At 35.6% G+C, this 14,063-nt stretch carries 10 protein-coding genes and 2 pseudogenes; 1 reads left to right on the forward strand and 11 read right to left on the reverse strand.

The window, feature by feature from the left end; translation table 11 throughout:
- Positions 1–8: 8 nt before the first annotated feature.
- Positions 9–779 (forward strand): annotated as a pseudogene (locus HET73_RS07910) (Rpn family recombination-promoting nuclease/putative transposase).
- Between the two features lie 122 nt (positions 780–901).
- On the opposite strand, the gene HET73_RS02770 reads toward HET73_RS07910, so the two are convergent.
- The 11 genes and pseudogenes from HET73_RS02770 to HET73_RS02820 all read right to left on the reverse strand — a co-directional run bounded on the left by HET73_RS02770 (position 902) and on the right by HET73_RS02820 (position 14,028).
- Positions 902–1,306: a hypothetical protein gene (locus tag HET73_RS02770; RefSeq protein ID WP_174133989.1), complete on the reverse strand. Its 405-nt coding sequence runs from the start codon at positions 1,304–1,306 to the stop codon at positions 902–904.
- A 74-nt stretch (positions 1,307–1,380) separates the two neighbouring features.
- A complete protein-coding gene (locus HET73_RS02775) occupies positions 1,381–1,554 on the reverse strand; it encodes a hypothetical protein (RefSeq protein WP_174133990.1) in 174 nt (57 codons plus the stop codon).
- Positions 1,555–2,195: 641 nt separating this feature from the next.
- On the reverse strand, positions 2,196–2,801 hold the full coding sequence (locus HET73_RS02780; protein WP_174133991.1) for an ankyrin repeat domain-containing protein: 606 nt from the start codon (positions 2,799–2,801) through the stop codon (positions 2,196–2,198).
- Between the two features lie 77 nt (positions 2,802–2,878).
- The gene (locus HET73_RS02785; protein WP_174132848.1) at positions 2,879–4,264 is read right to left on the reverse strand and encodes a PleD family two-component system response regulator; all 1,386 of its coding nucleotides are present in this window, start codon (positions 4,262–4,264) and stop codon (positions 2,879–2,881) included.
- Entirely contained in the window at positions 4,236–4,532 is a 297-nt protein-coding gene (gene tatB, locus HET73_RS02790) for a Sec-independent protein translocase subunit TatB (RefSeq protein ID WP_174132849.1), read from the reverse strand. Before tatB ends, HET73_RS02785 begins: the two co-directional genes overlap by 29 nt.
- Positions 4,533–4,537: 5 nt before the next feature.
- Positions 4,538–9,256: pseudogene (locus tag HET73_RS02795) on the reverse strand (NAD-glutamate dehydrogenase).
- Between the two features lie 27 nt (positions 9,257–9,283).
- The gene (clpB, locus tag HET73_RS02800) at positions 9,284–11,845 is read right to left on the reverse strand and encodes an ATP-dependent chaperone ClpB (protein WP_174132850.1); all 2,562 of its coding nucleotides are present in this window, start codon (positions 11,843–11,845) and stop codon (positions 9,284–9,286) included.
- 192 nt (positions 11,846–12,037) lie between these two features.
- Positions 12,038–12,910 (reverse strand): lipoyl synthase, encoded by an 873-nt coding sequence (lipA, locus tag HET73_RS02805; protein ID WP_174132851.1) that lies wholly within the window; start codon positions 12,908–12,910, stop codon positions 12,038–12,040.
- A complete protein-coding gene (rpmB, locus tag HET73_RS02810) occupies positions 12,903–13,217 on the reverse strand; it encodes a 50S ribosomal protein L28 (protein WP_174132852.1) in 315 nt (104 codons plus the stop codon). The genes lipA and rpmB overlap by 8 nt, the downstream gene beginning before the upstream one ends.
- A 36-nt stretch (positions 13,218–13,253) precedes the next feature.
- Positions 13,254–13,595: a DciA family protein gene (locus HET73_RS02815; protein ID WP_174132853.1), complete on the reverse strand. Its 342-nt coding sequence runs from the start codon at positions 13,593–13,595 to the stop codon at positions 13,254–13,256.
- Positions 13,596–13,605: 10 nt separating this feature from the next.
- Positions 13,606–14,028, reverse strand: coding sequence for a hypothetical protein (locus HET73_RS02820; RefSeq protein ID WP_174133992.1), 423 nt, complete (start codon positions 14,026–14,028; stop codon positions 13,606–13,608).
- Between the last annotated feature and the right edge of the window lie 35 nt (positions 14,029–14,063).

Here is a 14,063-nt window from a genome sequence, read left to right on the forward strand (position 1 = left end):
TAAAGAACGTGAAATTCCTAAACCCCATTCTAAGCCCTGATATTGCCGTCAAAAAGGAAAGTATTGTTGATGTACTCTGTAGAGATTCTAAAGGTGTTCAAACGATTGTTGAGATGCAGGTCGCTAGAACCACTGGCTTCGAAAAACGCGCACAATACTATGCAGCTAAAGCTTATTCAAGTCAAGCCAACGTAGGTGACCAATATCAAGACCTTAAGGAAATTATCTTTATTGCTATCACTAATTTTATTCTATTTCCTGATAAACCAGGTTACAAATCCGATCACGTTATTTTGGATAAAGTGAACTTTGAACACGACCTAAAAGACTTTAGTTTTACTTTCATAGAATTGCCTAAATTTAATAAGAAGGAAGATCAATTAGAAAATATAATCGAGAAATGGTGTTACTTTTTAGGCATGCAAATGAGATTAGTGAAGAGGCCCTACAAAAAATAGTGGGAAGTGATGTAATTATCGGTAAAGCTTATAATGATGGAAAAAAACTTTAAAAAAAGCTTATAATGAGTTGATAGAGTATAATTGGACTGATGATGAACGGGCTATGTATGAATGGATTAAGAAAAATGAGGATGATAATGTATGTTGCCTTAAACAAAAATTTAATGAGGGCATCCAAATCGGTCAAGAAAAAGGCAGGGAAGCAGAAAAAATCGAAGTAGCCAAAAACTCAAGGCCGGCGTCTCTATTGATGTTATAGCTCAAATTACCGGGCTTTCGATAGATGAGATTAAACAATTTCAAGAAGAAATAGCTTAGAAGCCTGGTGAGATTAAACAACTTCAAGAAGAAATAGCTTAGAAGCCTGGTGAGATTAAACAACTTCAAGAAGAAATAGCTTAGAAGCCTGGTGAGATTAAACAACTTCAAGAAGAAATAGCTTAGAAGCCTGGTGATCTTTGTTGATTCCTTATTACTACACCACTTAAATAAGACTCAGGTCTCCCAATTGTTTCATCAGTAGTTTTTGGTAGTAAACCTTCTGACTTGTTAACGCTAGTTAAAGAAACTGCAGCAAGTACGTTATTAATTGTTCCTTTAGCTAACTCTGATAATGATTGTTTTGGCTCACGTGTTTGCTCTGCTTTTTCAATTAAACGGCTTGAACCTATAAAAGGAATTAATTTGGTTGCTTGTACCACCTCTTCTACATTCTTGCTATTTTTCAAGTTTTCAAGATATTCCCTAGCTGTCATGCTCACTTCTTTTTTATCTAGGTGATCTTGGAATTTTTTGCTACTTAAATTCATATTGGCATTGATAAGTAAAGGTACGCTACCTTCCACATTAATTTTAGTTCCAAAGTCATAAACTGCACTCTAAATAACTCTTGATCATTAATCTTAATAAAACCAAGCTCCTAATCTTGCTCTGCTAGAAGTTGACGCTCTGTTTTAATTTCTTTTGTGAAAATTTGCTTATCTTCATCAGACAGTAATTTATTAGCTTTATCAACATCAAAGTGTTCAACAAGGAAACCTTTTTCTCCTTCTTCATATCCAGCAAACTCAATTGCCTTTTCTACAACTTCCATGAGCTGATCAACCTTTTTTAACCCAGAAATAAATGCTGCATTGCTGTCAAAATAAGCATAATTATCGCCTATTCTATAAATTGCAACAACGTGGTTATTTGTAACTAGATGGATAGCAAAGTCACCTTTAATTCCAGCTATATAACGTGATAAATCATCAAGTGTTTTGTAGCCCTTAATATGAATTGAACTCGAAGGTAGGCTATTTGTAGCAGAATCTAGCTGTCTTTCAAAGCTACTAAGTAATTTACTAAAAGCAAAGACCTCTCTTTCTTCTCTTTTAGATATCTGCTTACCCTGCGCTATACGCTCATAAATTTCAGCAGAAGTTTCTAAATTATTTAAAAATGACTTACCACTCTGTGATAATAAAACCTGAGATAGCCCACGAGTGATAGCAGTACACTTACCATTAATTTAACATTCCTTGCTTCAAAAGAAGGTAGATATAGGCCTTGTTTTACTTGTCTTACATCTGCATTAGAAATACTATGTAAAAACTTTTCTTGTTGCTTTTTCTCAGAGTGTGTTGATAGTATAACACAACTTTCATGTGCCCTAGCCCTCTGATATTCACCATATTCGGATGGTGCATGTTTGCTACCCTTTCTATTTCCAATTGTCGCATCCTAAATTCCGTGTTACTCCCCTGTTTCTTTCTTCCATTTCTCTGTATATTTTCTCCTTACTTTCCTTTTGTTTCCTTTCCTCTCGTTCTCTCTTCTCTTGTGCTTTTTTTCTTCCTCTATCAATTTATCTCGCTCTATACAATCCATTGCCTGTTTTATGTAATTATAAGTTTTTAAAGTCTCAGGGTGATTTGGGCCTAATTCATCTTTTTGAATCCCACATATTTCTTTCCTAATTTTAAGAGCTTTATCTCTATGCCAAGACATGAACAAATCTCCAAGCTTTTGCTCTAGAAGGTATATAACTATTTCTTTGTGTCCTTTTTTTCTTGCAACATCTAAAGGTGTGTCACCATAACCCATAAAGTGCACGACTTGTCCTATAGAATGGAGAAAAAAGTTATTGTTTCTGACAGGCTTTACAGCATGAATATTAGCTCCTTTACTTACAAGAAACTTTACAATTTCTAACTTACCATCGCTTGCAGCCCAATGCAAAGGTGTCCAACCCCAATTATTAGTATCATTAACATCAGCACCTTTCTCAAGACACTCTTGAACTTTACTAAGATTACCTTGCTCTACAGCATCGAATAGTTCCTGATTAATTCCCATCATAACCCTCCAAAGTTGTTACTAAATTATGTAAACCTATATCATAGACATTTTTGGCATGCAACAACTTTTTTTTGAGATTATGAATTTTTTTGAGTAATCACTCTATTTCTACCGCTATCTTTTGCTTTATATAGATATCTGTCAGCGCGTACTATAAATTTTTTAATGTTATCAAGGTCAGATTTTTGCATTTCTGTAATTCCAATGCTCACAGTCACACTATGAGTTATGTTTTTGTCTGAAAGCGTAAAAGGTTCTGCAGCAATAATTTCACGCACTCTCTCTGCAACAGCGCATGCATCTGATATATTGGTGTCTGGCATTACAACAACAAATTCCTCGCCACCAAACCTAGCTAATAAATCCGTCACTCTAATATTTTCAGAAATCCTCTTCTGCATTTGCTTTAAAAGTTCATCCCCAGCACTATGTCCAAAATTGTCATTCACCAGCTTAAAATAGTCTATATCAAGTATCATAAGAGACAAACTTCGATCCTTTTCTACAGAATCCTTAACAATGTTTCTTAAGTGTGCATCAAAATATCTTCTATTATAACAGTTAGTTAACGGGTCCTTTATAGACATTTCCGCATTATTAAATAAATTCATTCTCAAGGCATCTTGATATCTTTTGCGTTTCACTTGCGAATTAACCCTCGCTATTAACTCACCCTCATCCAAAGGTACTGTTAAATAATCATTAGCACCTACATCAAGTGCTTTTACTAAATTGTTTTTATCGTAATCTTCAGAAAGAATCAGAATCGGTGTATAACGTGTTTCTACTTTGCTACGAAACTCAGAACACAGACGTAGACCATCAGTTTTTGAAAATTGCATGTCGGAAATAATCAAGTCATAATTATCCTCAATACCAACCTTTAATGCCTCCATTGGATCGCTCAGTATTTTAATCGACCTAAAGCGCTGCTTTAGTATATTATATATCTGCTCTGCTTGAAAGACGTCCTCATCTACAACAAGTATGTTAGTATCAAAAATCTGGTTGGAATAATCCATAATACTGCTTCCTGCTACCCCACTAATCTCAGCATTAGTTTCTCCTCTCAAACGCAATTCATCTATCACCATCTTTAAACGCGTAAGAGACTTAATTCGAGCAGATAAAGCAGTTTCGTCTATTGGTTTAGTTAGAAAGTCATCTGCACCAGCATTAATGCCTTGTACTCTATCGTGAGTGTCATGCAACGCAGTCACCATAATTATTGGGATATGGGTTGTCAAGGGATCGCTCTTTAGGCTCTTACAAACTTCAAAGCCATTTATTTTTGGCATCATGATATCGAGTAATATAATATCAGGCTGTTGTTTTGCTACTAAATCTACAGCTTCTTTACCATCATGAGCTACGATAACCGCATAGTACTCTGCTTTTAGTCGAGCTTCTAAAAGCTTAACATTAGATAGCACATCATCTACTACTAGAATCTTTGCTGTCATTATCTTTAGATGTATTATCTATATTGTAACTAGGATAAAACTTACCATCTTTACCAACTATATAATTTACTTCCTCGGTGTTACACTCTTTATATAAGTCTTCAATTCCGGCATCTTTCAACAATTTCCTAGTCCTTGACTTTACAATCATAAAATACCTATATATATTTCTAATAAGGTCAATAAATATAGGCACCTTACTTTTATCAAGAACTACTATACTCACTAGAACGACAACTAAAACTTCTGAAAGACCTATACCGAACACTTTTCCTACGAGGCAAGTACTTTAATTCTTCTAATTATAAATATTAATTTGCTTAAATCAAGCTTAGAAGCAACCATCTCATCTAAAAAACTATTATAACGTTCTATGTAATCCTTATCATTATGAGCCCAGGTTTGAACCTCATTTTTACGGTTATCCGTGGATTTTATCACTTTGACAGCCAGCTTATAATGATCATTGCTTAAATCATCCAATAAATCATTAATTAAGCTGCGATCCCAATAAGAAGAATGACTTTTCATCTTGATAGCAATTGTTCTGATCAGATTGAATCTCAGTAACGATTTTAACTCAAAGTATATTTTACCAGCGTCAAGAATAGGCAAAGATGTTTGCTCAGCAATGGATATAACGTCCAGTGCATAGGCCAAAATACACAAGTCAGCAACTCTTTTTGCTAGATCCTTATTTATATTAAGTTCTACTAAAGAAGTGGACCCATGGTGATGGACCTTTAATAGGTGTTCATCTAAAACATCAGTTAAGTTCTGACCCAAAGTTTCAATTGCATCCTTAAATTTTGTAACATCATCCAAATCTACAAAGCTAAGTTTACCGAGATTTTTTACTAACCAAAATGATACCCTACCAATAAATTTTTGCACACTTCTCACTATTTGCAAGTATGCGTTAACATCTATCTTTCCATCCAATTCATCAATTTTCTGCCAAAGGCTATTTAAACTGTATAGGTGGTTAACAACAATATACACATTAACTGCTTCATGCACTTTAATTCCGGTATTTTCAACCAGATTATTAATAAATATACAGCCCATTCTATTCACTACATCATTTGCAATGCAAGTAGAGACAATTTCTCTGCACAGTTAGTGTTGCAGTATGGAATCCTTGAACTCCGTTACCATCTTTTGTGGAGAGTAATTTAGTAAGTAATCACGGCACAAGAAATCTTTTTCAGGCAAGTTGGAATGCACAACTTCATTTTTTATTGCCGTCCTAGCGTAAGACATTAGAACAGCTAGCTGAGGAGAACTGAAACCTTCTGCACCAGTTAACATTCTCGCTATTTCCTCCTCAGATGGAAGAAATTCTACACTTCGGTCTAACAATCCAGATTTCTCCAAGCAGAGTAATAATCTATGGTGCTGTTCCAACCTTTCTTTAGCCTGCAAGCACTCAAGGAGTAATGCTTTTGTTTCAATCTTGTTATGATCTTCAAGCACCTTAGATGCAACTTCGTCTGCCATGCTAGCCAGTATTTCATTCCTTTTTTCTAAGAAAATGCTCCCCCCTTTCATAATTGAAACAAATGCAATTTTGATGTTAACTTCCAAGTCAGAACATATCACCCCTGCTGAATTATCAACAAAATCTGCATTGATATATCCACCCTTCTCTGCATACTCTATCCTCCCAAGCTGTGTGCAACCAAGATTACCACCCTCTATGAACATAGAAGCTCTAATATCTCTGCCATTTACCCTTAGTTCATCGTTTGCTTTGTCACCGACCGTACTATGGCTTTCATTTTTCGCTTTAACAAACGTGCCAATTCCTCCATTCCATATAAAATCCACTTTTGCCTTCAACAGATATCGGATCAAACTATTTGGGGATAACACGTCTTCTGTTATATTAAAGCATCTTTTCATTTCTTGAGAAATGTTTATTTGCTTGCTACTACGCTCAAATACCCCTCCACCTTGAGAAATTAAATCTTCATTATAATCTATCCAAGTTGAAAATGGTAATCCAAAAAGACGCTTACGCTCTGTGAAACTCCTTTCTGCATCAGGGTTTGGATCAACAAAAATGTGCATATGGTTAAATGCGCCGATTAAACGCATATTTCTTGAAAGCAACATACCGTTTCCAAATAGATCACCAGCCATATCTCCAATCCCAACGACAGTTACATCTTGGTAGATATCCTTATTCATTCTCCAAAAATGCCTTTGTGCTGCAATCCACGCCCCTCTGGCTGTGATGCCCATCTTTTTGTGATCATAACCAGCTGATCCACCAGATGCAAACGCATCGCCAAGCCAAAAATTATACTCAGAGGATATTTGATTAGCATAATCAGAAAATGAAGCAGTGCCTTTATCTGCCGCAACTACCAAATATGGATCATCTTCGTCATATCTAATTACATTCCCAGGTGGAACTATTTTGCCATTAACTACATTATCAGTAATGTCAAGCATTCCTCTGATAAAATCCTTATAGCACTCAACACCTTTTTCTCTTAAAATATTTTTATCTCTGTAAACTTTCTTTATTACAAACCCACCCTTTGCACCAACTGGAACAATAACTGCATTTTTTGTCATCTGAGCTTTCATGAGCCCCAAAACTTCAGTGCGAAAATCCTCTGTTCTATCTGACCATCTTAAACCACCACGTGCTAGTTTCCCTCCTCTTAAATGTATTCCCTCAAAAAGGTTTGAATAAACATATAATTCACGATATGGACGAGGATCAGGCAAACCATTTATTTTACTTGAATCAAATTTTGTAGATAAGTAGGGTTTATTGTCTTGATAATAACTGGTCCTCAAAATGGCCATTATCAAGTTAAATATTGAACGTAAAACGTAATCATGTGAAACATTGCTGATATCTTTTAGAAGTTCCTCAATTTTTTCTCTAAAAATGTTGGTAGTTTCTTCTCTATCGATATCTATGCTAGGATCAAATCTCGCATGAAATAACTGTATCAAATACTTTACTATCTTTGGATACTCCGAAACCACTTTTTGTATATATTCTGGGTTGTAGTTAAATGACGTTTGTTTCAGGTAAGCACTTAGCGCTCTAATCAGAAGCACTTCTCTCCACTCCAGCCCAGCAATAATGATTAAACTGTTGAAATAGTCATTTTTAATTTCCTTTCTAAACACTTTCGCAAGTGTTACCTCAAATTGTTCTTTCAGAGTAATGTTGTTTATCAATTCATCGACTCTTGACAATACAAAATGGTGTATCCATATTCCGCCGTTGATTTCTATGTAATAACCATTATGAAATAGAATCTTAGCTCCCAAATTCTTAGTAATCCTTAATATTTTCGATAATTCAAGGCCTCCATTGCTTGGAGTGTAAACTTTTAATTGATAATTAAGATTGTCACGAGTAAGCCTTAAATCAACCTCGCTAACTCCTTTTTTCCTCACTATCTCCAATTTTTTCATATCATAATACGCATCATGAGGTTCAAAACTCTCTTGATAGCTTACCGGAAATGCCTTGCAATAACGGATAAATACATCTTCAACAGTACTGAAAGTATTATACAGGTTATCTATAAAACGATCTTCCCACTTTTCTGTAATGTTTCTTAATTTGTTTTCGATACGCAAAACTTCATCATCAGGAACGCTAGCGTTTTTAGCCTTTAGCACCACGTGCAATTTCATCAAGTCATATTCATTGATAATGTGGTGGTTATAAATATCTGAACTTTCTGCACTTGTCTCATCCTTCAATATATCACGTATCTTAAACATCAGCCTGGCGCTAGCATAACGCATTGGTATCAGCACTATACAACTAATAAAATCCCCTATCTTTCTTAAAAATAATTTGACTCTTGGCCTAATCGCAAGAGACATGATCGAAGTACAAATCTTAAATAACTCATCTTCATTTGATTGGAATAATTCATCACAAGAAAATGCTTGTAAAATAGAAACTAAAGCTTTATTGTTGTGACCACCAGGCACAAATCCTGCTCTTCTCTCTATTCTTTTAACTTTATCCTTTATTCCCGGAATAGTGCGAATATCCTGGACTTCTGCTACAGAAGTAAATAACCCAAAAAAACGTCTTTCTTTTATTAATTCTCCTTGATTATCAAGCTCATTTATTCCTATACAATTCATATATGTACGGCGGTGAACTACTGAGACCAGATCTGACCTCAATATGTATAAATGATCAAGGTTCACACAAGGAATCAATACATTCTGATACTCTTCACTTGCTCTCATCAAACCAAGATTTTCCTCACCATTCGGAACGAGCTTTCCATCTTCATCAGGAATGCATTCTTGATAACCTAAAAATACAAAATTATTATTTTGCAACCAATTTAGAAAATCTATAGCAGCGCGTGACAACGGACCAACGTCTGCTGCTTGAATGACAGAACAAAGTTCATTCTTCGCTTCATCCAGCTCCTGCAGCATCAGGCGCCAATCTTCCACAACACAATTAACTGCCTTCAGCGTTTTGCGTAGAGATTCTTCTAGCGTATCAACAAAATTATCACTTATACCTTTAATAACTACATATATTACTGACTCTTTGATTCCACCACTTTCTTCCAAAGGGTAAATCTTATCTATTAGACCGCCTTTTCTTTGGATATTAATTATGCTATTGCTATAATAACATATAGTTAAATTATGCGACTTAATAGTGGCAATAACAGAGTCAACTAGAAAAGGCATGTCATCATTTGCTACCTTAATTATAGTAAAGTTGCCTTCTATCCCTGATATATCATTTACATTACTTACCATTAATTTGCTCTCTTCTCTCTCTTTTTTGAGAATGAAGTTGTACGCATCATCTGCAATGTGCAGAAGGAATCTATCGTTGATCTTTAAATCACTATTATAAACAAAATTATAAAAGTATTTTATAAACTCTTTAATTTTTTCCTTTTCCTTCTGATTTCCTTGATTAACTAACTTAAATAAAGACTCAGTATCAACATTATGATCTACACACATTTTTCTCAACAAAAATACACAGCAAATTTAAACCCTTTTAACTAAGATTTCGTTATTAGAAGCGTACACTATTAGCTTATCGTCTTCTACTACTTCTCCAGATAAAACTAACTTAGCCAGGTTATTTTGAATACATTCTTGTATTACCCTTTTCAGTGGTCTTGCTCCATATTCAGGATCATATCCAGTTTGTGCTATTAGTTCTTTAGCTTCCTGTGACAAATTTATGCTTAGTTTACGCTTAGCAAGAATTTTTTGTAAATAAGAAAATTGAACATCTATAATTTTATAAATGTTGTTCTTAGTTAGACTGTGAAATATAATAATCTCATCTAGTCTATTTAAAAATTCTGGACGAAATGCAGCTTTAACTATTTGCATCACTTTGCTTTTTACAGAGTCAGCAACTTCCTTTAGCATTATCTCAGCACCAAGGTTAGAAGTTAAAATTAGTATGGTATTGCGAAAATCAATCAATTTACCGTGGCTATTGGTGAGCCTGCCCTCATCCAAAATTTGCAACAACAAATTGAATATATCTGGATTTGCTTTCTCTATCTCATCAAACAAAATTACCTGATATGGCCTTCTTCTCACCGCTTCAGTTAATCTCCCGCCCTGCTCATAGCCAACATATCCTGGAGGTGCACCGATTAGCTTTGAAACGGAGTGTTTTTCCATATATTCTGACATATCAAAACGTAGAAGTGCTGATTGGTCATCAAATAAGAATTCAGCAAGGGCTTTCGCAAGTTCGGTCTTTCCAACTCCAGTCGGTCCCAAGAATAAAAATGAACCGAAAGGCCGATTAGTATCTTGAACACCAGAGCGGGAGCGCCTCACTGCATTACTTATTGCTTCTATTGCATCCTTCTGCCCTATTACTCTTTTTCCTATTTCATTTTCCATGTTCAGAAGTTTTTCTTTTTCGCTGTGCATCATACTATCAACTGGAATTCCCGTCCACTTTGAAACAATATTTGCAATATCATTCTCAGTAACTTCTTTCTTTAGGAAACTATCAGTAACCTTCTCCTGATTTTTCAACTCATTTTCAAGCTGAGGAATCACACCATACATTAATTCCCCGGCCCTTCCTAAATTTCCACTACGTTGAGCTAATTCCAGCTCTTTTCTAGCATTATCCAATTTTTCAGCCGTCTCTTGTATTCTAGCTATTTTGTTCTTCTCCATCTGCCACTTACTGTTTAAGTCAGCAAATTTACTGTTTAGACTTTCAATTTCCTCATTTATCTTTTCTAAACGCTGCTTAGAGTTTTCATCGCGTTCTTTTTTTAGAGCTTCTGATTCGATTTTTAGTTGTATAATCTTTCTCTCAAGTTCGTCAATGACTTCAGGTTTGCTATCCATTTCAATTCTAACCCTACTCGCCGCTTCATCAATCAAGTCAATCGCTTTATCAGGCAAAAACCTGTCTGCTATATACCTATTGGATAACGTTGCAGCAGCGATTATCGCACCATCTGTAATTCTTATACCATGATGCACTTCATATCTTTCCTTTAAACCTCTCAGTATTGAAATGGTGTCAGTTTCAGTTGGTTGGGAAATAAACACAGGCTGGAAACGCCTTGCAAGCGCAGGCTCTTTTTCTATATGTTCTCGATACTCATCTAAAGTTGTGGCTCCTATACAGCGAATTTCTCCACGCGCAAGAGCAGGCTTCAGCAGATTTGAAGCATCCATTGCACCACTTGTTGCCCCTGCTCCAACTAAAGTATGAAGCTCATCTATAAACAAGATAACTTTTCCCTCCGCTTTCGGAAGCTCATTAATAACCGCCTTTAGCCTTTCTTCAAACTCTCCCCTGAATTTTGTTCCAGCAATTAACGCACCAAGATCCAAAGCTAAAACTTTTGCATCATGCAAACCAAGTGGCACGTCATTTGCAACAATTCTATTTGCAAGCCCCTCAACTATCGCAGTCTTTCCAACACCCGGTTCACCTATCAGCACGGGATTATTCTTTGTTCGCCTCAGTGACACCTGCATAGTTCTTCTTATCTCCTCATCACGACCAATTACAGGATCAAGCTTTCCTTGCATAGCAAGCTCTGTAATATCTTTTGTATATTTCTTTGCTGCATTTAGTTTTTCCTCGCTATTTGGCGAGTCCGCATTGTTGCCCTTTCTCATTTCTGCAATGACTGAGTTCAACTTTTGCGGTGTAATACCGTTTTCCATCAGAATTTTACCTACAGTATCATCTTTTTGTGTGGCTAAGCCCTGCAGTAAACGCTCAACGGCAACAAATGAATCTTTGTTCCTCCTTGCAATACCAATTGAATCCTCAAAAACTTTTGCTACCTCTCTTGAAAGTTGAAGACCACCACTTCCCGGCCCTTCAATTACTGGAAACTTTTTTAGCGTATTATCTACAGCATCAGAAATATTTTGTATACTTCCACCACAAGCACCTATCAAATCCTGAGCTAAACCTGACTCATCTTCAAGCATTACTTTTAGTAAATGCTCAGGCATAAAAATCTGATGCCCAGCTCCCAGTGCTTTCATTTGAGCACTCTGAACTAGGCTTTTTGCTTTTTCGGTAAATTTATTTAAGTCCATAATATAAGTTTAACTCATACTTGCTGTTATATATAGCAACTACTTTCTCAATTTTAAACTAGAAGTCCAGGTAAAAATTTATCCTAATGCACACAACTGAAACTTTATACCTACATGTATAATATCACTACCAAGCTCTTAAAAGCCACGCAAATTCAAGATCAACACTATATGTTATAACCAAAAGTGTTTTTATACTGAAAAACGACAAGCTTTAAGCCTGTTAAAATCTTCTTCAGCGTGGTATGATGATCTAGTCAGTGGACTTGATGCAACTACTAAGAACCCCTTGGAGTAAGCAATGTATTTATAATGCTCAAATTCCTCTGGGGTGACATACCTGTCAATTTTTGCGTGCTTCGGAGTTGGTTGCAGATATTGACCGATTGTTATAAAATCAACTTCAGCACTTCGTAAATCATCCATAACCTGAAGTATTTCCTCTTTTGTTTCCCCAAGGCCAACCATGAGCCCTGACTTTGTAAAAAGCTTAGGATTGATCTGCTTTACCACCTTCAGCAAATACAGTGAATGAAAATAACGCGCTCTTGGCCTTATTTTTGCATATAATCTTGGCACTGTTTCGATATTATGGTTATAGACATCAGGTGACGTAACAGCAATTGCTTCAAATGCCCCTTTCTTATTTAAAAAATCGGGAGTTAAAATTTCTATTGTTGTTTCTGTAGTGATCTTTCTAATTTCTTCTATACATTTTATAAACTGGCTTGCACCACCATCTGGTAAATCATCACGGTCAACAGAGGTAATAACAACATGTTTTAAGTTTAACTTTTTTATCGTCTTTGCTAAATTTTCTGGTTCGTGAGGGTCTAATTTATCAGGAATACCAGTTGCAACGTTGCAAAATGCACAAGCACGGGTGCAGACAGAACCGAGAATCATCATAGTAGCGTGACGCTTGTTCCAACATTCACCAATATTTGGACATGCAGCTTCTTCACATACCGTATGCAAATTATGTAGCTTAACAGTATTTAAGGTCTCATTAAATATTTCACCAGTTGGAGCTTTTGCTCTGAGCCATGGAGGCTTACTATGCATCTGAAACGGCTAATTCCACCTCTTGCTTTGCTAAAACTTTTTTTAACCTTCTTTTTATTTTTTGTGCTTTTTCACTTAGCTTAACTGTTTTTGTGTTGAGTAAAAAAGCATCAAGATCACCTTTATAGTCTATAGTCCTTAAAGTTCTCGCTGCTACACGAAACTTAAATTTCTTGTTCAATATGTTACTCATCAACGTAACATTATGCAGGTTTAAAAGAAAGGTACGCTTTGTTTTACGGTTTGAATGTGATACCTTATTACCAAAAGATTTCTTTCTATTTGTTAGCTCGCAAACTCTACTCATTTTGATTGTCCATGTTTCTCATGCACTTAGATTACCTTATGCGGTGAAATAGTCAATACTCTCTTGCTTAATTTTTATACCATATACTGCTTTGTAGCCAAAAAATATCGTGATTCTTTCTATTACAAGAGAGATCATATGCTGAATTTCCAGTGCTCTACTGCCATTTGTCACCATTAGATGCAAAACACCCGAATTTATATTCTGTGCATATGAAATCTTTCTTGGCTTTGTACACTTCGCTATTTCCTCTCCTACTATGCTTCTCCAGTTTAAAATAAGACGTATCTCATTTTTGCTCATTCTATTTCTTATGCATTTTAATGCATAATTTTCTATTATAAGCTTCAATCTCTTTGGGCCGCTGTGTTTGAGCATTTTTCTGCTATTAATTAGCTTCCTCCATAGTTACAACATAGTGTGATGGATATTGTTTATAAGCTCCAGTAACCGCATCGACAACAAAGCCAGGCAACCACAGCAGATTTAATAAAGTAGTCTTATTAAAATTTTCACCTACCATTACATTTAACTGTTCATAGCCTGATTTTTTGCAATCAACGGATAATGGCCCTGAACCTCGCTGAATAACCACTGCTCCAGGATTAGATGTAAGAGAATGGCTCATTCCAGATGGATCATTTACGACGCATCTAGCCTGTTCTATTAAATTACCGTCATTATCTACTACCTTCATTTGGATTTTTTGAGTAGAACCGGAAAACAGTGTTGCAAAGCAACCAGTGAGCAATACTGTCATAGATAGCGCTAAACAGGTATTTAATAATTTAGATTGATACTTCTTAAACATAAAACCTCAAAAATCAATTTTTATCATCCTACAAC

The organism is Wolbachia endosymbiont of Atemnus politus (assembly GCF_013309895.1).